We start from the raw sequence: 20,299 nt of genomic DNA on the forward strand, positions 1-20,299 counted from the left end.
CATGAGCGAAAATCAAACGTACGACTCCTCCAGCATTAAAGTGCTGAAAGGGCTAGATGCCGTGCGCAAGCGTCCCGGTATGTACATTGGCGACACCGATGATGGTAGCGGCCTGCACCACATGGTGTTCGAGGTGCTCGATAACTCGATCGACGAGGCACTCGCCGGCCACTGTGATGACATTACCGTAACTATCCACCCGGACGAATCCATCAGTGTTCGCGACAACGGTCGCGGCATCCCAGTCGACGTGCATAAAGAGGAAGGCGTATCCGCCGCCGAGGTCATCATGACCGTCCTGCACGCTGGCGGTAAGTTTGACGACAACTCCTACAAAGTATCCGGCGGCCTGCACGGTGTAGGCGTGTCTGTGGTTAACGCCCTGTCCGAAGAGCTGATCCTGACTGTTCGCCGTAGCGGCAAGATCTGGGAACAGACCTATGTTCACGGTGTTCCTCAAGCTCCGATGGCCATCGTCGGTGACAGTGAAACCACCGGTACCCATATCCACTTCAAGCCGTCGTCCGAAACCTTCAAAAACATCCACTTCAGCTGGGACATCCTGGCCAAGCGGATTCGTGAACTGTCGTTCCTCAACTCCGGCGTCGGCATCCTCTTGAAAGATGAGCGTTCGGGCAAGGAAGAGTACTTCAAGTACGAAGGCGGTCTGCGTGCCTTCGTTGAGTACCTGAACACCAACAAGACTCCGGTCAACCAGGTGTTCCACTTCAGTGTTCAGCGTGAAGACGGTGTGGGCGTGGAAATCGCTCTGCAGTGGAACGACAGCTTCAACGAGAACCTGTTGTGCTTCACCAACAACATTCCGCAGCGCGACGGTGGTACCCACTTGGTCGGCTTCCGCTCGGCCTTGACCCGTAACCTGAACAACTACATCGAGCAGGAAGGCCTGGCCAAGAAGAACAAGGTTTCGACCACTGGCGACGACGCCCGTGAAGGTCTGACCGCAATCATTTCGGTCAAGGTGCCAGATCCCAAGTTCAGTTCGCAGACCAAGGACAAGCTGGTTTCTTCGGAAGTGAAAACGGCCGTGGAACAGGAGATGGGCAAATACTTCTCCGACTTCCTGCTGGAGAACCCGAACGAAGCCAAAGCCGTTGTCGGCAAGATGATCGACGCCGCGCGTGCCCGTGAAGCTGCACGTAAAGCGCGGGAAATGACCCGCCGCAAAGGTGCGCTGGATATCGCCGGCTTGCCAGGCAAACTGGCCGACTGCCAGGAGAAGGACCCTGCCCTTTCCGAACTGTACCTGGTGGAGGGTGACTCCGCAGGTGGTTCGGCCAAGCAAGGTCGTAACCGTAAGACCCAGGCCATCCTGCCGCTCAAGGGTAAGATCCTCAACGTCGAGAAAGCACGTTTCGACAAGATGATCTCGTCCCAGGAAGTCGGCACGCTGATTACTGCATTGGGCTGTGGTATCGGTCGCGAAGAGTACAACATCGACAAGCTGCGTTATCACAACATCATCATCATGACCGATGCTGACGTTGACGGTTCGCACATCCGTACCCTGCTGCTGACCTTCTTCTTCCGTCAGCTGCCGGAGCTGGTCGAGCGCGGCTACATCTACATCGCTCAGCCACCGCTGTACAAAGTCAAGAAAGGCAAGCAGGAGCAGTACATCAAAGACGACGAGGCCATGGAAGAGTACATGACCCAGTCGGCGCTGGAAGACGCCAGCCTGCACCTGGACGAATCGGCACCACCGGTTTCTGGCGTTGAGCTGGAGCGCCTGGTCAACGAATTCCGTACCGTGATGAAGACCCTCAAGCGTCTGTCGCGCCTGTACCCACAGGAGTTGACCGAGCACTTCGTCTACCTGCCGGCGGTGTCCCTGGATCAGCTGGGCGACCACGCTGCCATGCAGGAATGGTTGGGCAAATTCGAAGAGCGTCTGCGTACCAGCGAGAAGTCGGGCCTGCTGTACAAGGCCAGCCTGCGTGAAGACAAAGAACGTAATGTCTGGCTGCCGGAAGTGGAAATCACCTCCCATGGCCTGGCCAGCTACGTCACCTTCAACCGTGACTTCTTCGGCAGCAACGACTACCGCACCGTCACCGCCCTGGGCGCACAGTTGAGCACCCTGCTCGGCGAAGGTGCCTATGTGCAGCGTGGCGAGCGCAAGAAGGCGATCACCGAGTTCAAGGAAGCACTTGACTGGCTGATGACCGAAAGCACCAAGCGTCACACCATCCAGCGCTATAAAGGTCTGGGTGAGATGAACCCGGACCAGCTGTGGGAAACCACCATGGACCCAACCGTGCGCCGTATGCTCAAGGTGACCATCGAAGACGCGATCGCTGCCGATCAGATCTTCAACACCCTGATGGGCGATGCGGTTGAGCCACGTCGTGAGTTCATTGAAAGTAACGCCTTGGCGGTGTCTAACCTGGACTTCTAACCAGGTGTAGATTCACCGGCATGCTGTATCAAAAAGCCCGCTCTCGCGGGCTTTTTGTTTGCGCTGATTTCCACTTGGTTCAGCGCGCATCCTCCTCGTCCTTTACTTCACGCCAACTGCTGTCGGGGTCGAAGCGCGTAATCGCAGCAGCGCGTTTGGTGCTGTCGCGGCCCAGGTCTTTCTCGAACAATTCGCCGTCGTGGCTGATCATGAAGCTCATCACGCCAGTGTCCCCATATTCCGTCGGCCAGGCGATCACGGCAAAACCGCGGGTCATGCGATCGCCGATCTTGTAGTCATAGGCGCCGCCCGGCGCCGAAGGGCCTTGGGCAGTGAGGATGCGATAGTGATAGCCGTGCCAGTCGTCACCCTTCGCGGCATCACCGAACAGCGGTCCGAGCGGACTTTCTTCGACACCCTCCTCTTCCGGCCAGTACAGGCCGTCGAACTGCCCGTCGCTGCTGATGAATTTCTGCGCGTATTCGAGGACGCCATCGTCATTGCGATCAACCTCGGCGTAATCCATCTGCGCGTCGTGATAGGCGCGCACTGATTGAATTGTCGCCAGCTCGTTGCGCCCGATGCGGCGCAGGCGGATTTCCGCGGCGCCGGCTTTGGTGTCGAATGCCCAACCGCCAGCACTGTGTCTGATGGGAATTGGAAATACCCAGGGCGTGTCGCCGACGACCAGATGCGCACGCTCCGGGCTGTCGGGCTGAATCTGATGTTTTTCCTTGTAGAGGGCGAGAAAGGCGTCGACATCCTTACGGTCGACGTTCTTGGTCGGGATGTAACTCTTCCAGTCGTTGCCGAGCAAGTTGGCCAACTTTTGGCTATCGGCTTTCTCGCTACCAAGCGCCTGCACTAGCGCGTCGCCGGCGGCCTCCGCGTTGGGGAAATGTGTCTGGGCGTAGCTGCTGGATGTCCAGAGCAGGAGCAGAACCAGCGCAATTCGACTTGCAGCATTCATGACTGACTCTCCTCTCAACGGCGGCGGCCGCCGCCACCACCGTTGGATTGCATCCGTACGGGTCGTTGCACCTGGTGGCCCGCAGACGCTGCGGCGGGGCGGCTGGCGCTGCGTTGGCTGACCTGGCCACGATTGCTCGCGACGCGTGTCTGCGAAGGGTTGCGCACACCGGCCAAGGCATTGTTGCGCGGCGCCTGGGCGCTAGCATGTTGCTGGCGGGCTTGCTGGCGCACTTGCTGGTTGCGCGCCGGCTGCTGTTGCTGGCGTTTCTGCACGGGCGCCTGCGCACGTTGGCGGACCTGACCGTCATTCTTCAGTTGGCGGTCGGCAACCTGGGCGCGCTCGCGGGCGCTGCCGGACTGGTTGATGCCACGTTGTTCCAGGCTTTGTTTGGCGCGCTCGCGGTCGGCAGTCTGCGCACGTTGGCGGGCTTCAAGGTTACTGGTTGCCGGTGCTTCGATGCCACGTTTTTCAAGGCTTTGACGGGCGCGCGCGCGGTCTTCGACACGGGCCGGCGTGTCACCGCGGTAGGCTGTGCGCTGTGCGCTGCCGGGTAGGCGCCGGTCGAACTGGGCTCGGCTGGCCTGATCGCGGTACGGGACGCCGTCGCGATACGCCGGATTATGGCGCCAGTTGTTCTGGTTGGCATCGAGCCTGCGGTTGACGTTGTTGATGTTGTTGTAGCGATTCACATCGATATCGACGTCATGATCATCCCAGTCGCAATCCCCCCACAGCGAATTGACGATCGCTACGCCAGCACCGAAAGCCAAGCCGGTCGCCAATGCCGTACCGATGGTATACGCCGGTGATGGCGGATAATACGCCGGTGGGTAGGACTGAGAGGGCCAACTGCCGTACACCACATTGGGGTTGTAGCTAGGGACGTATACCACCTGCGGGTTGGTCGGCTGGATCACGATGGTTTGTGCCGGCGCGGCAGCTTGCACCACAGTGGTCGTGCCGCTTGCGGGGGCGCTTGCCGGTTGCACTACGACGGTCTGTTGCTCGTTGGATTCCAGGTGGCCAGCGGCCTTGGCCTTGGCGCGCAGGCGCTGCACCGCGTTCATCACCGCATCGGGCTGGGCGAGAAAGGCATCGCCGACGCGCTGCACCCAGACCGGGTCCTGGCCAAGGGTGTCCAGCACCTGCGGAAACGCGACCAACGATTGCACGCTGGGGTCCCAGGGTTGGTCGGCGACCTGCTTGACGGCAGCATCACCGCTGAGCTTCGGATGCGCCTTGGACCAGGCAACCGCGTCGGCGACATTGCCTGGATAGGTGGTGGCCATCAGCACCTGAGCCAGCAAAGCGTCCGGATACAACGCCAACGGTGCCAGCATTTGATCAAGCTGTTCGGTGCTGAACACCGCTTCGCTTGGCGCCGCTGGAGCGGCCGGAGCAGGCGGAGCAGGCGGAGCAACCGGTTCGGATGGCGCAGCTGGCGTGACGGTTGCGGGCGCCGTGGCCGTTGCCTTGGGGGGCTCATCCTTATCAGAACAGCCAGAGAGCGCGAGCATGGCGATGGTGAGCAGGATCGCCCTGTGAAGGCAGGCAGACATGACGATGCTCCTGTGGCAGAAAAGACAGAGCGGAACGTCAGGCGCCCTCGCACCCAACCGGTTACCGACTCGGCAATCGACGCATGGAAAGCTCTCCGCAGCGGGTGAGCAGTTTCAGCGTAGAAGAAAAAATGCTCTGCCGGATGATCACGATCAAATCAAACCGTTTGTTCATCCTCGGTCCATGCCCTGCGGGATCAAAGCCCAAGTTCACGCAAGCGGCGGTAGAGGGTCCGCTCGCTCAAGCCCAGGTGCTGGGCCAAAGCACTGCGTGAACCCTTGAAGTTCTGCAGGGCCTGGGCCAGTTCTCCGAGCTCGTCTTTGTTACGCCGTCGTACGTCTACTTGCGCGTCCTTTGTCCCGTTGCGTAACTCGGCCGGAAGATGCTCGGCACGGATGACGCCGTCGTCGGCGAACAATCGCGCCCGCTCAAGGATATTGCGTAGCTCGCGGATGTTGCCGGGAAAACTGTGTAGCCCGAGTATTTTCAGCACTTCGCTGTCGACCTGAGGCGCCGACTTACCCGCCATGCGTTGCAACAGGCTGTCGATCAGCAGTGGCAAATCATCGACCCGCTCGCGCAGGGACGGTAAGCGAATGGGAAAGCCACTGATGCGGTAATAGAGGTCTTCACGAAAGGTGCCTGCTGCGACCATTTCCTTGAGCGGTTTGTGGGTAGCCGAGATGAGGCGGAAATCTGAATGGACAGTACGCAGGCTGCCGACCGGGCGAAAACTGCCCGACTCGATCAGGCGCAGCAGTTTGACCTGCATGGCCAGTGGTACTTCGCCGATCTCATCGAGGAACAAGGTGCCTCCATGAGCCGCTTCGGCAAGGCCGATCTTGCGTTGCAGTGCACCGGTGAAAGCGCCCTTCTCGTAACCGAACAGCTCGCTTTCAAACAACGACTCGGTCAGGCCGGTACAGTCGACCACGACAAGCGGGCCGTTGGCGCGCGGGCTGCCAAGGTGTAACGCGCGGGTAAAGAGTTCTTTACCGGTGCCGGACTCGCCCTGCAGCAGCACCGGAATCTGTGCTGGCGCCGCCCGCTGCAAGCTCGATAACGCATCCTTGAAGGCTGCCGAGCGCCCCACCAGACCTTGTTGCTGAGGCTGGGCAGACGCTACCGCAATGCTGGTCAGGCGCTCGACAAAGGCCACCACCTCCCCTTGCTGATTCAGGATCGGGCGCAGTTCAACGTCTACGTGTTCAGGGCCACGGGGTGTGTGATGAACATGCAGTACCCGTTCGGGCGCGCGGCTGTCCCGGGCCTTGCGCATCGGGCACAGCTCGCCGGCCTGATCGCAGGGCACCGCATAGTGATGGGAAACCCTGTGACATTTGCTGCCGATGGGCGGTTGGCCTTGCACACCGAACTGACGCTGGTAGGCAGCGTTGGCGGCGAGAATGTTGTAGTCGGTATCCAGCACGATGGTCGGTTGCGCATCGTGTTCGAGGTATGACACCAGCGCCTGCACGGCCGGATCGGGAATATTTGGCGAAGAATAAGACATAAGGCACCAGGAGAAGCACCCGAGCAGCTTAACTGAAGGCGAGAGGCACTGCCAAAAACTGCCAGGGACTGCCAATGCCTGACAGCCGAAGCGGCAGTCTGTGGCAGACCGACCCCCTGGCAGCCAATGAAATCGGTGCTTGCCCTCAGAAAGCGGCCCGTTGAACGCTGGCACGCATCTTGAAACCAGCCTGACCAATGCGCACAAGGCTCAACGTCCTGGCACACGGAACTATCTGGAGAGCGGGAATGATCATCGGCGGTACCTTATATGTGGAAGCGCTGTTCGACAGCGTAACCTCGACCATCAGCTATCTGCTGATGGATCGTGGCAGCGGTCATTGTGCGTTGATCGACAGCGTACTGGACTACGATCCCAAGTCCGGCCGCACCGACAGCACCTCAGCAGACCAATTGATTGCCCGGGTCAATGAACTGGGCGGCAAGGTGCAATGGATTCTGGAAACCCATGTGCACGCCGACCACCTCTCTGCCGCGGCGTATCTCAAGCAGGCCCTGGGTGGCCAGATCGCCATCGGTAGCCAGATCACCCAGGTACAGAAAGTCTTCGGTGCGCTGTTCAATGCCGACCAGGGCTTCGCCCGCGATGGCAGCCAGTTCGATGTGCTGTTCGACGATGAGCAGCCGTTTGCCATTGGCAATCTGCAGGCGCGTGCCTTGCACACCCCAGGGCACACACCGGCGTGCATGACTTATGTGGTCGAGGCCGGTGACCAAAGCATCGCCTTCGTCGGCGACACCCTGTTCATGCCTGACTACGGTACCGCCCGTTGTGATTTTCCCGGCGCCAGCGCGCGCACCTTGTATCGCTCGATCCAGCGCATTCTTGCCTTCCCCGCTGATACCCGATTGTTCATGTGCCATGACTACCTGCCGGGTGGCCGCGAGCTGCGCTACATGACCACGGTGGCCGAACAGCGCGCCAATAACATCCATGTTCGCGAAGGCATTAGCGAAGACAGTTTTGTCGCCATGCGCGAAGCGCGCGATGCCACCCTCGACATGCCGGTGCTGATTCTGCCTTCGGTGCAGATCAACATGCGCAGCGGCCAGTTACCCGAACCTGAAGACAACGGAGTGCGCTATCTGAAGATCCCGCTCAACGTGCTCTGAGCAACACCCAAAATTATTATTAAAGGAACACCTTGCCATGCCTGCTCACACCACATCGCCAAAAGGCGATCATCACAAGGTCCTGATTGTCGGCGCGGGGGCTGCCGGTATCGCCGTGGCTTCAAGTTTGATGTGCCGCGATCCGTCGCTGGATATCGCCCTGATTGACCCGGCCGACACCCATTACTATCAGCCCGGCTGGACGATGGTCGGTGCCGGTGTCTTCAATGCACCCAGCACTGCGCGGAGCATGGCGTCGACCATTCCCTCGGGGGTTCGCTGGATCAAGGCCAAAGTCGAAAGCTTCGACCCTCAGGCGCAAGCGCTGACTCTGGATGACGGTCGCTTGCTGAGCTACGAGCAGTTGGTGGTGTGCCCTGGTCTGAAGCTTGACTGGGAGGCCATCGATGGCCTGAGCGAGACCCTCGGGCGCAATGGCGTGACTTCCAACTATCGCTATGACCTCGCGCCCTACACCTGGCAGCTGGTGCAGAACCTGCGCGAAGGCCGCGCGCTGTTCAGCCAGCCACCCATGCCGATCAAGTGCGCGGGCGCGCCGCAGAAAGCCCTGTACCTGTCCTGCGATCACTGGTTGCGCACAGGGCGTCTGGGGAACATCCAGGCGCAGTTCTTCAATGCCGGCGCGGTACTGTTCGGGGTGGCGGATTATGTCCCTGCGCTGATGGAATACATCGACAAGTACGCGGTCGACCTGCAGTATTCTCATCGTCTGGTTGCCGTCGATGGCCCGGCCAGGCAGGCCACCTTCATTCGTACCTTGCCCGATGGCAGCAGCGAAACGCGGGTTCAATCCTTCGACATGCTGCATGTGGTGCCGCCACAAGTACCTGCCGACTTCATCCGTAACAGTCCCTTGGCCGATGCGGCTGGCTGGATTGATGTCGATCCGGCGACCTTGCGTCATCGCCAGTTCGCCAACATCCACGCCTTGGGTGACGGGATCAACACGACCAATGCCAAGACCGCTGCAGCCGCGCGCAAGCAGGCGCCGGTGGTGGCCAATAACGTACTGGTCGCCCTGGGGCGTCTGCCGAAGCTGGCGCACTACGATGGTTACGGCTCCTGCCCGCTGACCGTCGAGCGCGGCAAGATCGTGCTGGCCGAGTTCACTTACGGCGGCAAGCTGGCGCCGAGCTTTCCACGCTGGCTGCTCGATGGCCGGCGCCCTACCCGGCTGGCCTGGCTGCTCAAGGCGCAGATCCTGCCACCGCTGTACTGGCGCTGCATGCTCAAGGGCCGCGAGTGGCTGGCCAAACCGCAGACCGTCGTTGCTGAGGTTCAGCAGTGATCGAACAGCCATTTCTTGCGGCAGGGCTGGGAGCGATCATTGGTGCGGTGCTGGCGTTGACCGGCGCCGGAGGCGGCATTCTGGCCGTGCCCCTGCTGGTCTTCGGCCTTGGTCTGTCGATGGTCGAGGCGGCACCGGTCGGCCTGCTGGCCGTCGGTATGGCGGCAGCTGTTGGCGCGGTACTGGGGTTGCGCCAAGGGGTGGTGCGTTACCGCGCTGCGGCTTTTGTGGCACTGATCGGTATCGCCGCCGCTCCGTTCGGACTGATGTTGGCGCACCAACTACCCAACGCGCCGCTGGCCCTGGCCTTCGCGGTAGTGCTGGTATATGCCTGTGCGCGCATGCTGCTCAAAGCCCGCCGCGAGCTGCGCGGTGAGCCGGCGCAGGGCAAGCGCATGGTCATGCCATGTGTACTCAACCCCTTGCAAGGACGCCTGCGCTGGACCCTGCCCTGCGCCCGCGCGCTGGCATTTACCGGCGCGTTGTCTGGGTTGCTCTCGGGATTGCTCGGTGTCGGCGGCGGCTTCGTGATCATTCCGGCACTCAGTCGTTACACCAATCTGGACATGAAAAGCATCGTTGCCACCTCCTTGGCGGTGATCGCCCTGGTGTCCACCGGTAGTGTGATCAGCGCCAGCGTCGGTGGCGTCATGCACTGGAGCGTGGGCGCGCCGTTTGCGGGTGGTGCGGTATTGGGGCTGTTGGTGGCCCGACAGTTTGCCAGCCGCCTGGCCGGCCCACGTCTGCAGCAGCTGTTTGCCGTCGTGGGGATCTGTGCGGCCATGTTGCTGGCGGTGAAAACCTTCAGTGGATGAGCCCTACTCCGCCAGCAAGGCGTCCTGCTCTTGCGCACACAGCGCCAGGAGAAAATCCCAGACCACCCGCAAGCGCACTGACTTGTGCAGTTCGCGGCGGGTGCAGATCCAGTAGCTGCGCTGGATGGTTTCGCTGGGCAGCACGCGGACCAGCGCCGGGTCATGCCGGGCCATGTAGTTGGGCAGCACGGCAATGCCCAATCCGGCCCGGGCAGCCTGCTGCTGGGCGATCACGCTGGTGCTGCGAAACACCACATTCGGGGCCCGGCAGAAACTGTTGAGAAACAGCAGCTCCTGACTGAACAACAGGTCGTCGACGTAGCCGATCCAGCTGTGCCTGGCCAGGTCTTCGCGCTGGTGCAACGCTGGCGCCTGGGCCAGATACTCGGGGCTGGCGTACAGCGCCAGGCGATAATCGGTGAGCTTGCGGGTGATCAGCAGGTCGGCATTCGGCCGTTCCAGGTGGATGCTGATTTCCGCCTCGCGGTTGAGGATGCTGACGAAGCGCGGCACGGCGACCAGTTCTACCTCAAGCCCCGGATAGCGCTCGAACAGGCTGCCCATGCGCGGGGTGAAGAACATGATGCCGATGCCTTCGGTGACGCCGAGGCGGATCTTGCCTAGCGGGGTAATGGCCTGGGTGATTTCTTCCTGGGCCAGCAGGGCGACGTTTTCCATGGCTTCGGCATGCTTGAGCAGGGCCTGGCCGGACGGTGTCAGTTCATAGCCTTGAGCATGCTGGACGAACAGTGCGGTGCCCAGGCTCTGCTCGATATTGTCGATATGCCGAGCCACGGTGCTGTGGGTGGTGTTGAGACGTTTGGCCGCGGTCAGCAGGCGGCCGCTACGCTGCAACTCGAGAAAAAACCGCAGATCATTCCAGTCGAACATGCTTTTCCTTGTGAATCAGGTGTTCACGAACGTTGTGTTAAAACGCACAGCACTTGAGTGAAATCTAACGTTTTCATCTCGAAATTAATCAATAACATGGACCACGACAAGAATAATAATCAGGCGCGAGGTTGCCCATGCCATCAGCCGATCCTGTCTACGATTACGTGGTCGTCGGTGCCGGTCCTGCCGGATGCTTGCTGGCCAATCGTTTGTCTGCCGACCCCAGCTGTCGGGTATTGCTGCTCGAAGCGGGCGGTAAAGACAACTATCCCTGGATTCACATTCCGGTGGGCTACCTTTATTGCATCGGTAACCCACGTACCGACTGGTGCTTCAAGACCGAAGCCCAGCCTGGCCTCAACGGGCGAGCCCTGGGTTATCCACGGGGTAAAGTGCTCGGTGGCTGTTCCTCGATCAACGGCATGATCTATATGCGTGGTCAGGCCGGTGACTACGATCGCTGGGCCGAGCAAGGCAACGCCGGTTGGGCCTGGAAAGACGTGTTGCCGCTGTTCAAGGCCAGCGAAAAGCATTTCGGCGGTGCCAGTGATGTGCACGGCGATCAAGGCGAATGGCGGGTCGAACAACAACGTTATTCGTGGCCGATACTCGATGCGTTCCGCGCAGCGGCCGCCCAGAGTGGAATTGAAAGCGTCGCCGATTTCAACGGCGGGGATAACCAGGGCTGTGGATACTTTCAGGTCAACCAGCGTTCCGGGATTCGCTGGAACTCGGCCAAGGCCTTTCTTCGTCCGGTGCTCAACCGTCCCAATCTGACCGTACTGACCGATGTGCTGGTCGACCAGGTGATCCTCGACGCCGGTCGTGCCTCAGCGGTAAGAGCGCGCTGGCAAGGCAACTGGCAGAACTTCAGCGCCCGCCGCGAGATCATCCTCTGTGCAGGCTCGGTGGGCTCTCCCGGGATTCTGCAACGCTCCGGCATCGGCCCGCGTGGTTTGCTCGAAAGCCTGGGGATAACTGTCCGTCATGAATTGCCGGGCGTTGGCGGCAACCTGCAGGACCACCTGCAACTGCGGCTGATCTATCAGGTCAGTGGCGCGCGCACCCTCAACCAGGTTGCCAACAGCGCCTGGGGCAAGCTGGGGATGGGCTTGCGCTATCTGTATGACCGCAGTGGTCCGCTGGCCATGGCGCCGAGTCAACTGGGGGCGTTTGTCCGCTCCGGGCCGGAGCAGGCCTCGGCGAACCTGCAATACCATGTGCAGCCGCTCTCGCTGGAGCGCTTCGGCGAGCCGCTGCATCGCTTCCCGGCGTTTACCGCATCGGTGTGCAACTTGCGCCCGACGAGCCGAGGCCGCATCGATATCCGCTCGGCCAACCCGGACGAAGCGCCGCTGATCGATCCCAACTACCTCAGCGACCCGCAAGATTTGCGGGTTGCCGCCCAGGCCATTCGCATCACCCGCAAGATTGTCCAGGCCCCTGCCCTGGCCGCGTTCAACCCGCGCGAATACTTGCCTGGGCCGGACCTGCAAAGCGAAGAACAACTGCACGAAGCCGCCGGCCAGATCGGCACCACCATTTTCCATCCGGTCGGTACCTGCCGGATGGGCAATGGCCCGCTGGACGTGGTCGATGACCAGCTGCGCGTGCATGGCGTGCCGGGGCTGCGCATCGCCGATGCCTCGATCATGCCGCAGATTGTCTCCGGCAATACTTGCTCACCCACTTTGATGATTGCCGAAAAGGCGGCGCAACTGCTCACCCGGGGGATGTTATCCACAGCTCGGATCGATGAAGAAAACGCAATACCGACGCCCTGACCAGGGTGCGTAGCAACAACGACACCGGACGCGGTCTGCCGGCGTCGACAGTGGAACAACAAGAATAATCACTGGGGCCTTGAGGCCGAGGACAGCACGATGTCGGATTACATTCAGGAGCAGGGCGCGGCGACGGTCAGCAACAGTCGCCGTGAAGAGCGCAAGATCATTTTCGCGTCATCCCTCGGGACGGTGTTCGAGTGGTATGACTTTTTTCTCTACGGGGCACTGGCCGCGGTCATCAGCAAGCAGTTCTTTGCCGGGGTGAACGACACCACTGCCTTTATCTTCGCCTTGATGGCCTTTGCCGCAGGCTTCCTGGTGCGACCGTTCGGGGCACTGGTGTTCGGTCGCCTGGGCGACATGATCGGCCGCAAGTACACCTTCCTGGTGACCATCGTGCTGATGGGCCTGTCGACCTTTGCGGTCGGCCTGCTACCGACCTATGCCAGTATCGGCATCGCCGCACCGATCATTCTGGTGATCCTGCGTATGCTCCAGGGCCTGGCCTTGGGCGGCGAGTATGGCGGCGCTGCGACTTATGTGGCTGAGCATGCGCCACCGGGTAAACGTGGCTTCCATACCGGCTTTATCCAGTCCACAGCGACCCTCGGTTTGCTGCTGTCACTGCTGGTGGTGCTGGGCAGCCGCTATATCAGCGGTGATCAGTTCGAAGTCTGGGGCTGGCGTCTGCCGTTCCTGCTGTCGATCGTGTTACTGGCGATTTCCACCTGGATTCGTATGAGCATGCACGAATCGCCAGCTTTCGTGAAAATGAAGGCTCAGGGCAAAACCAGTAAAGCGCCGATTCGTGAGTCGTTTGGTTCCTGGGCCAACCTCAAGATCGTCCTCACTGCCCTGTTCAGCATCAACGCCGGGCAAGCGGTGACCTTCTACACCGCGCAGTTCTACGTACTGTTCTTCCTCACCCAGATGCTCAAGATGGACCCGGCCCAGGCCAACACCCTGCTGATTATCAGCGTGGTGATCGGCGCGCCGTTCTTCGTGTTCTTCGGCTGGCTGTCGGACCGCGTCGGCCGCAAGCCGATCCTGATGATTGGCCTGCTGCTGGCTACCCTGCTCTACTTCCCGCTGTTCAAAGCCCTGAGCCATTACGCCAACCCGCAGATCGATGCCGCCAGTCGCCAATCACCGATTGTGGTCATGGCCGATCCACAAAGCTGCACCTTCCAGTTCGATCCGGTCGGCAAGGCGCGCTTTGATAGTCCGTGCGACAAGGCCAAGACCTTCCTGGTCAAGCAAGGCCTGCCCTACAGCTCTGAAGCCGCCGCTGCCGGTAGTGAAGTGGTCGTAACTGTCGGTGACCAGCGCATCAACGGCTTCGATGAAGTGGCGCTACGGGCTGCCATCGACAAGGCGGGTTATCCGGCCAAGGCGGATCCTGCCAGCGTCAACGAAACCATGGTGGTGGTGCTGATCGTCGCCATGATTCTGATCGCGACCATGACCTACGGCCCGCTGGCGGCAGTGATGGTTGAGCTGTTCCCGACCCGCATCCGTTACACCTCGATGTCGCTGCCTTACCACATCGGCAACGGCTGGTTCGGCGGCTTCCTGCCGACAGTGTCGTTTGCCCTGGTGGTGTACACCGGCGATATCTTCTATGGGCTGTGGTATCCGGTGTTGATCACCGGTGTCAGCCTGGTGGTCGGGCTGTTCTGCCTGAAAGAAACCCGCGATGTCGACATCGACAAGGTGTGAGGATTCTCGGGCAAAAAAAACCGGCGCAAGCGCCGGTTTTTTTATGCCGTTGAAAAACTTATGCACGATTTTCAGAAAACAGTCATACAGAGAAATAAGTAAGTAAATTAATCACTTAGCGAATTTTTGAGCGAAAGATCCAAATACTGTACACAAGTTATCCACAGATCGTCAGGCAACGCCCTGGGTGGCATTCGGGGCTTGTGCCGGCAACGAACCCATGTCGCGCTGAGCCTGTTCGTTCCAGGCTGCCGCCCGGTCGTTGAGCTCGGCAATCGCGCGCGGGCCAGTGCCTTCAGCGTACATCGGCGCACCGATCACCACTTCAATGGTGCCAGCCCGCTTGTTCCAACCCTGCTTGGGCCAGAACTTGCCAGCGTTGTGGGCAATCGGCAGCACAGGCAGGCCGGCATTCACCGCCAGGGCGGTACCGCCGCGGGAGAACTTGCCGATCTGGCCGAACGGCACACGGGTGCCTTCCGGGAAGATCAGCACCCAGACGCCGTCCTTGAGCAGCTTGTCGCCTTCGCTGGCCACTTGCTTGAGCGCAGCCTTGGGGTTGTCACGGTCAATCGCGATCGGCCGCAGCATGGCCATGGCCCAGCCGAAGAACGGTACGTACAGCAGTTCACGTTTGAGTACCTGGCTCAACGGCGAAAAATACGCCGAGAGAAAGAACGTCTCCCAGGTGCTCTGGTGATTGGAGAGGATCACGCAAGGCTGCTTGGGAATGTTTTCAGCCCCGCTGACCTTGACCTTGATGTTCAGGAAGACCCGCACCAGCACCAGCGCGAAACGGCACCAGTAGACATTGATGAAGCGATAACGGGCGCTGAATGGCAGAAACGGCGCAATAAAAAAGCTCAGGGTGCACCACAGCAAAGAGCTGGTACCCAGCAGCAGGTAAAAAAGAAAAATTCTGATCGCCTGCAGGATCGACATAGCGGCATGTACCGTTGCGGGCTTGCCCGCCTAGTAAAAGTGCGCCTGGTTCGCAGACGCCCTATTTGTGGATAAGTTCTCTGGCGATGGCTGCCAGATCATCGAAAATCAATGTGCCTTCGGGAATTCCCTTGCTCAGGGTTTTCTCGCCTTTCCCGGTTTTTACCAGAATCGGTTGAGCATCGACGGTCAATGCGGCTTCCAGGTCACCCTTACTATCACCGACAAACCACCGCCCGGCCAGGTCTACCTGGTAATGCGCGGCAATGGTTCGCAGCATGCCCGGCTTGGGCTTGCGGCAATCGCAGCCTTCATCCGGGCCGTGAGGGCAATAGACAATCAGGCCAACCTCGCCACCCTGCTCGGCCACCAGCATGCGCAGGCGCTCATGCATGGCCTCGAGGGTTGCCAGGTCGTAGTAGCCGCGAGCGATGCCGGACTGGTTGGTGGCGATCGCCACCGTCCAGCCGGCCTTGCTCAACTGCGCGATCGCTTCGATCGAACCCGGGATCGGAATCCACTCGTCCAGCGACTTGATGTAGGCATCGGAGTCCTGGTTGATCACCCCGTCCCGATCGAGAATCAGCAGCTTCAAGACTTACCCCAGCAGCGAAATGTCGGCCACGCCCAGGAACAGACCGCGCAGGCGGCTGAGCAAGGCATAGCGGTTGGCCCGCACATTGGCGTCGTCGGCGTTGACCATCACCGCCTCGAAGAAGGCGTCGACCGGTTCACGCAGGGCTGCCAGACGTGCCAGCGATTCGCTGTACTGACGCGCAGCGGCCATCGGTTGCACGGCCTGGTCGGCTTGCTGGATCGCCGAGTACAGGGAGAACTCGTTGGCATTGTCGAAGTACTTCGGCTCGACCGTGGTCGCTACCGCGCCTTCGGCCTTGCTCAGCAGGTTCGACACACGCTTGTTCACCGCGGCCAGGGCAGCGGCTTCAGGCAGCTGACGGAAGGCCTGTACGGCCTGTACGCGCTGGTCGAAGTCCAGGGCCGAACCTGGCTTCAAGGCACGGACCGACAGGTAGGTGGCAACGTCGATGCCTTCGTCTTCATAACGGGCACGCAGACGGTCGAAGACGAACTCCAGCACCTGGTCGGCCAGGCCGGCGGCTTTGACTTTGCTGCCGAACTGGGTGACAGCGAAGTTCACTGCTTCGTCGAGGTCCAGGTCCAGCTGCTTCTCGATCAGGATCCGCAGCACGCCCAGCGCTGCGCGACGCAGGGCATAAGGGTCTTTGCTGCCGGTTGGCAGCATGCCGATACCGAAGATTCCGACCAGGGTGTCGAGCTTGTCGGCGATGGCCACGGCCGCACCGGTCAGGGTCGACGGCAGTTCAGCACCGGCACCGCGCGGCATGTACTGCTCGTTCAGGGCCAGGGCGACGTCTTCCGGCTCGCCATCGTTGAGGGCGTAGTAATAGCCGGCAACACCCTGCATTTCAGGGAATTCGCCGACCATCTCGGTGGCCAGGTCGCACTTGGACAGCAGACCGGCGCGGGCTGCGCGCTGAGCGTCGCCGCCAATGCGCTGGGCAATGAACGCGGCCAGCTTGGCAACGCGCTCGGCCTTGTCGAAGACGCTGCCCAACTGAGCCTGGAACACCACGTTCTTGAGGCGTTCGTTGAAGCTTTCCAGCGTCTGCTTCTTGTCTTGCTTGAAGAAGAACTCGGCGTCGGTCAGGCGTGGGCGCACGACCTTCTCGTTACCTTCGACGATCTGCTTCGGATCGCGGCTTTCAACGTTGGCGACGGTGATGAAGCGCGGCAGCAGCTTGCCGTCGACGTCCAGCAGGCAGAAGTACTTCTGGTTGTCCTGCATGGTGGTGATCAGGGCTTCTTGCGGCACGTCGAGGAAACGCTCCTCGAACGAGCAGACCAGCGGCACCGGCCACTCGACCAGCGCAGTCACTTCGTCGAGCAGTGCAGGCGGCACGATAGCGGTGCCTTCCTGCTGCATGGCGAGTTCGGCGGTACGCTTGCTGATCAGCTCGCGACGCTCGGCGAAATCGGCCAGTACGTAGGCTTTGCGCAGGTCTTCCAGGTAGTTCGCCGGGGCCGTGATACGCACGTCTTCCGGGTGATGGAAGCGGTGACCGCGAGAATCACGGCCAGCCGTCTGGGCGAGGATGGTGCAGTCGACGACGTCGTCGCCCAGCAGCATCACCAGCCATTGGGTCGGACGCACGAACTCTTCCTTGCGCGCACCCCAACGCATGCGTTTCGGGATCGGCAGGTCGTTCAGCGAATCTTCGACGATGGTCGGCAGCAGGCTGGCGGTGGCCTTGCCCGGGATGTGCTGGGAGAAGCGCAGCTTGGCGCCGCTCTGGTCGATTTCGGCCAGCTCTACGCCGCACTTCTTGGCAAAGCCGAGGGCTGCCTGGGTCGGGTTGCCTTCGGCGTCGAAGGCGGCCTGACGGGGCGGGCCGTCGACATTGATGCTGCGGTCCGGCTGTTGGGTGTCCAGTTGACGGATCAGCACGGCCAGACGACGCGGCGCAGCGTAGACCTGCTTGCCGGTGTAGTTCAGGCCAGCGGCCTGCAGGCCTTTCTCGATACCGGCGAGAAACGCATCAGCCAGGGCGCTCAGGGCCTTTGGTGGCAGTTCTTCGGTGCCCAGTTCAACCAGGAAATCTTGAGCACTCATTGTGCAGCCTCCAGCTTGGCCAATGCTTCATCACGCAATTCAGGGGACGCCATCGGGAAGCCCAGCTTGGCGCGGGCTTGCAAATAGCTTTGCGCCACGGCCCGGGCCAGGGTGCGTACGCGCAGGATGTACTGCTGGCGCGCGGTCACCGAGATGGCGCGGCGGGCGTCGAGCAGGTTGAAGGTGTGCGAGGCCTTGAGGACCATTTCGTAGGTCGGCAACGGCAGTTCCAGCTCGATCAGGCGATTGGCTTCGCTTTCGTAGAAATCGAACAGTTCGAACAGCTTCTCGACGTTGGCGTGTTCGAAGTTGTAGGTCGACTGCTCCACTTCGTTCTGGTGGAAAACGTCGCCGTAGGTCACCTTGCCGAACGGACCGTCGGTCCAGATCAGGTCGTAGACCGAGTCGACGCCCTGCAGGTACATGGCCAGACGCTCGAGGCCATAGGTGATTTCACCGGTGACCGGCATGCACTCGATCCCGCCCACTTGCTGGAAGTAGGTGAACTGGGTGACTTCCATGCCGTTGAGCCAGATTTCCCAACCCAGACCCCAGGCGCCGAGGGTCGGCGATTCCCAGTTGTCTTCGACGAAACGGATGTCGTGCACCAGCGGGTCGAGGCCGATGGCCTTCAGCGAGCCCAGGTACAGTTCCTGGAAGTTCGCCGGGTTTGGCTTGAGCACCACCTGGAATTGGTAGTAGTGCTGCAGGCGGTTGGGGTTTTCGCCATAGCGACCGTCAGCCGGGCGACGGCTCGGCTGTACGTAGGCGGCGTTCCAGGTTTCCGGGCCGACGGCGCGCAGGAACGTGGCGGTATGGAAAGTGCCGGCGCCTACTTCCATATCGTAGGGCTGAAGCACCACACAACCTTGCTCGGCCCAGTAGTTCTGCAGGGCGAGGATCAAGTCTTGGAAGGTACGCACGGCTGGCGTAGGCTGGCTCACGAAATTCACCTGTTTCTAGGGCTGCGAATATAAAGAGCGGGAGTATAACCCGATTCGCCCAAGCCTCTACCCTTGGAGCCTTATGCCACGTTGCTTTTGGTGTACCGACGATCCACTTTACCAGGCATACCACGATCAGGAATGGGGCACGCCGCAGCGTGAGCCGGGCCAGTTGTTCGAGATGCTGCTGCTCGAAGGCTTCCAGGCCGGGCTGTCGTGGATCACCGTGCTGAAAAAGCGCGAGCGTTACCGTCAGGTGTTGTTCGGCTTCGACCCACAGAGGCTGGCGCAGATGAGTGATGAAGAAATCGAGGAACGCATGCTCGATCCCGGGATCATTCGCAACCGCCTCAAGCTCAATGCCGCGCGGCGCAACGCCAACGCCTGGCTGGCTTTGGAGAACCCTGCTGAGTGGCTGTGGTCGTTTGTCGGCGGTGTACCGAAGATCAATCATTTCAGCCAGCGCAGTGACGTTCCGGCCGTTACCGATGAAGCCAAGGCCATGAGCAAGGCCCTGCAGAAAGCCGGCTTCACCTTTGTCGGCCCGACCATCTGCTATGCCTTCATGCAGGCCACCGGCATGGTCATGGACCACACCACCGATTGTGATCGCTACGCCCTTCTGCTGCGCTGAGGGGTACAATGGCCGGCTTGCAGAAAGAGGAACCAGCCTGTGGATAAATTCAAGGGCGCCTTGATGGTCGGGGCGTTGCGGTTGTTTGCCAAGCTCCCCTGGGGCGCGGTACAGCGGGTCGGCGCGGCCATCGGCTGGATCATGTGGAAGGTGCCGAACAGTTCACGTGAAGTGGTGCGCATCAACCTGGCCAAGTGTTTTCCGGAGATGGACCCGGTCGAGCGCGAGCAACTGGTTGGCCGTACCCTGATGGATATCGGCAAGTCCTTTACCGAAAGCGCCTGCGCCTGGATCTGGCCGGCCCAGCGCTCACTCGACCTGGTGCGCGAAGTCGAAGGCCTGGAAGTGCTGCAGGCCGCTCTGGCTTCGGGCAAGGGCGTGGTCGGCATCACCAGTCACCTGGGCAACTGGGAAGTGCTCAACCACTTCTATTGCAACCAGTGCAAACCGATCATTTTCTACCGCCCGCCCAAGCTCAAGGCGGTTGATGACCTGTTGCGCGAGCAGCGCGTGCAGCTGGGTAACCGCGTGGCCGCTTCCACCAAAGAAGGCATTCTGAGCATCATCAAGGAAGTGCGTAGAGGCGGTCAGGTCGGCATTCCGGCAGACCCGGAGCCGGCCGAGTCGGCGGGGATCTTCGTGCCGTTCTTCGCCACCAAGGCGCTGACCAGCAAATTCGTGCCGAACATGCTCGCCGGCGGCAAGGCTGTCGGGGTGTTCCTGCATGCCCTGCGCCTGCCGGACGGTTCCGGCTTCAAGGTGATTCTGGAAGCGGCGCCCGAGGCGATGTACAGCGAAGACACCGAAACTTCGGCAGCGGCCATGAGCCAGGTGGTCGAGCGTTATGTGCGGGCTTATCCGAGCCAGTACATGTGGAGCATGAAGCGCTTCAAGAAGCGTCCGCCGGGTGAGGCGCGCTGGTACTGAAAATGCTGATCGCGGGGCAAGCCCGCTCCCACAGGCATTGTGGATAACGCTGTGGGAGCGGGCTTGCCCCGCGATGG

The 20,299-nt window shown here is 60.9% G+C and carries 16 protein-coding genes; 8 read left to right on the forward strand and 8 right to left on the reverse strand.

Features of this window, described 5'->3' with window-relative positions:
• Position 1: 1 nt before the first annotated feature.
• Positions 2-2,419, forward strand: a complete 2,418-nt coding sequence (gene gyrB / locus NPS47_RS06685; RefSeq protein WP_274294225.1) for a DNA topoisomerase (ATP-hydrolyzing) subunit B — start codon at positions 2-4, stop codon at positions 2,417-2,419.
• A 79-nt stretch (positions 2,420-2,498) separates the two neighbouring features.
• Here gyrB and NPS47_RS06690 read toward each other — a convergent pair whose 3' ends face one another.
• The 3 genes from NPS47_RS06690 to NPS47_RS06700 all read right to left on the reverse strand — a co-directional run bounded on the left by NPS47_RS06690 (position 2,499) and on the right by NPS47_RS06700 (position 6,465).
• A complete protein-coding gene (locus NPS47_RS06690) occupies positions 2,499-3,389 on the reverse strand; it encodes a DUF2950 domain-containing protein (protein ID WP_274294226.1) in 891 nt (296 codons plus the stop codon).
• Between the two features lie 14 nt (positions 3,390-3,403).
• Positions 3,404-4,951, reverse strand: coding sequence for a DUF3300 domain-containing protein (locus tag NPS47_RS06695; RefSeq protein WP_274294227.1), 1,548 nt, complete (start codon positions 4,949-4,951; stop codon positions 3,404-3,406).
• Between the two features lie 197 nt (positions 4,952-5,148).
• Positions 5,149-6,465 carry a sigma-54 interaction domain-containing protein gene (locus tag NPS47_RS06700; protein ID WP_425313480.1) on the reverse strand — a complete coding sequence of 439 codons (1,317 nt, stop codon included), beginning with the start codon at positions 6,463-6,465 and terminating at the stop codon, positions 5,149-5,151.
• Positions 6,466-6,713: 248 nt separating this feature from the next.
• Here NPS47_RS06700 and NPS47_RS06705 point away from each other — a divergent pair, with 248 nt between their 5' ends.
• Genes NPS47_RS06705 through NPS47_RS06715 form a run of 3 tightly spaced genes read left to right on the forward strand, consistent with a single transcriptional unit; the run spans position 6,714 to position 9,722 of the window.
• Positions 6,714-7,598, forward strand: coding sequence for an MBL fold metallo-hydrolase (locus tag NPS47_RS06705; RefSeq protein ID WP_274294228.1), 885 nt, complete (start codon positions 6,714-6,716; stop codon positions 7,596-7,598).
• Positions 7,599-7,635: 37 nt separating this feature from the next.
• Positions 7,636-8,907, forward strand: a complete 1,272-nt coding sequence (locus NPS47_RS06710; protein WP_274294229.1) for an NAD(P)/FAD-dependent oxidoreductase — start codon at positions 7,636-7,638, stop codon at positions 8,905-8,907.
• A complete protein-coding gene (locus NPS47_RS06715; protein WP_274294230.1) occupies positions 8,904-9,722 on the forward strand; it encodes a sulfite exporter TauE/SafE family protein in 819 nt (272 codons plus the stop codon). The genes NPS47_RS06710 and NPS47_RS06715 overlap by 4 nt, the downstream gene beginning before the upstream one ends.
• Before the next feature lie 3 nt (positions 9,723-9,725).
• On the opposite strand, the gene NPS47_RS06720 is transcribed toward NPS47_RS06715, so the two are convergent.
• Positions 9,726-10,613: a LysR family transcriptional regulator gene (locus NPS47_RS06720; RefSeq protein WP_274294231.1), complete on the reverse strand. Its 888-nt coding sequence runs from the start codon at positions 10,611-10,613 to the stop codon at positions 9,726-9,728.
• A gap of 137 nt (positions 10,614-10,750) precedes the next feature.
• Between NPS47_RS06720 and NPS47_RS06725 the strand changes: the two genes are divergently transcribed.
• Together NPS47_RS06725 and NPS47_RS06730 are read left to right on the forward strand one after the other, a co-directional pair.
• Positions 10,751-12,400 (forward strand): GMC family oxidoreductase, encoded by a 1,650-nt coding sequence (locus NPS47_RS06725; RefSeq protein ID WP_274294232.1) that lies wholly within the window; start codon positions 10,751-10,753, stop codon positions 12,398-12,400.
• 99 nt (positions 12,401-12,499) lie between these two features.
• Complete coding sequence (locus NPS47_RS06730) at positions 12,500-14,122, forward strand: MFS transporter (protein ID WP_274294233.1); 1,623 nt, start codon at positions 12,500-12,502, stop codon at positions 14,120-14,122.
• Positions 14,123-14,293: 171 nt separating this feature from the next.
• Here the strand turns inward: NPS47_RS06730 and NPS47_RS06735 are convergent, their stop codons facing one another.
• From NPS47_RS06735 to glyQ, 4 genes are all read right to left on the reverse strand, one after another.
• A complete protein-coding gene (locus tag NPS47_RS06735) occupies positions 14,294-15,064 on the reverse strand; it encodes a lysophospholipid acyltransferase family protein (protein ID WP_274294234.1) in 771 nt (256 codons plus the stop codon).
• Positions 15,065-15,125: 61 nt separating this feature from the next.
• Positions 15,126-15,659: a D-glycero-beta-D-manno-heptose 1,7-bisphosphate 7-phosphatase gene (gmhB, locus tag NPS47_RS06740; protein WP_274294235.1), complete on the reverse strand. Its 534-nt coding sequence runs from the start codon at positions 15,657-15,659 to the stop codon at positions 15,126-15,128.
• A 3-nt stretch (positions 15,660-15,662) separates the two neighbouring features.
• On the reverse strand, positions 15,663-17,717 hold the full coding sequence (gene glyS / locus NPS47_RS06745; protein WP_274294236.1) for a glycine--tRNA ligase subunit beta: 2,055 nt from the start codon (positions 17,715-17,717) through the stop codon (positions 15,663-15,665).
• Positions 17,714-18,661: a glycine--tRNA ligase subunit alpha gene (gene glyQ / locus NPS47_RS06750; protein WP_274294237.1), complete on the reverse strand. Its 948-nt coding sequence runs from the start codon at positions 18,659-18,661 to the stop codon at positions 17,714-17,716. The genes glyS and glyQ overlap by 4 nt, the downstream gene beginning before the upstream one ends.
• 82 nt (positions 18,662-18,743) lie before the next feature.
• Here glyQ and NPS47_RS06755 point away from each other — a divergent pair, with 82 nt between their 5' ends.
• Positions 18,744-19,295 carry a DNA-3-methyladenine glycosylase I gene (locus NPS47_RS06755; protein ID WP_274294238.1) on the forward strand — a complete coding sequence of 184 codons (552 nt, stop codon included), beginning with the start codon at positions 18,744-18,746 and terminating at the stop codon, positions 19,293-19,295.
• 39 nt (positions 19,296-19,334) lie between these two features.
• Positions 19,335-20,222, forward strand: a complete 888-nt coding sequence (locus tag NPS47_RS06760; protein WP_274294239.1) for a lysophospholipid acyltransferase — start codon at positions 19,335-19,337, stop codon at positions 20,220-20,222.
• Positions 20,223-20,299 lie beyond the last annotated feature (77 nt).

Source organism: Pseudomonas putida, from assembly GCF_028682475.1.
GTDB lineage: Bacteria > Pseudomonadota > Gammaproteobacteria > Pseudomonadales > Pseudomonadaceae > Aquipseudomonas > Aquipseudomonas putida_AG.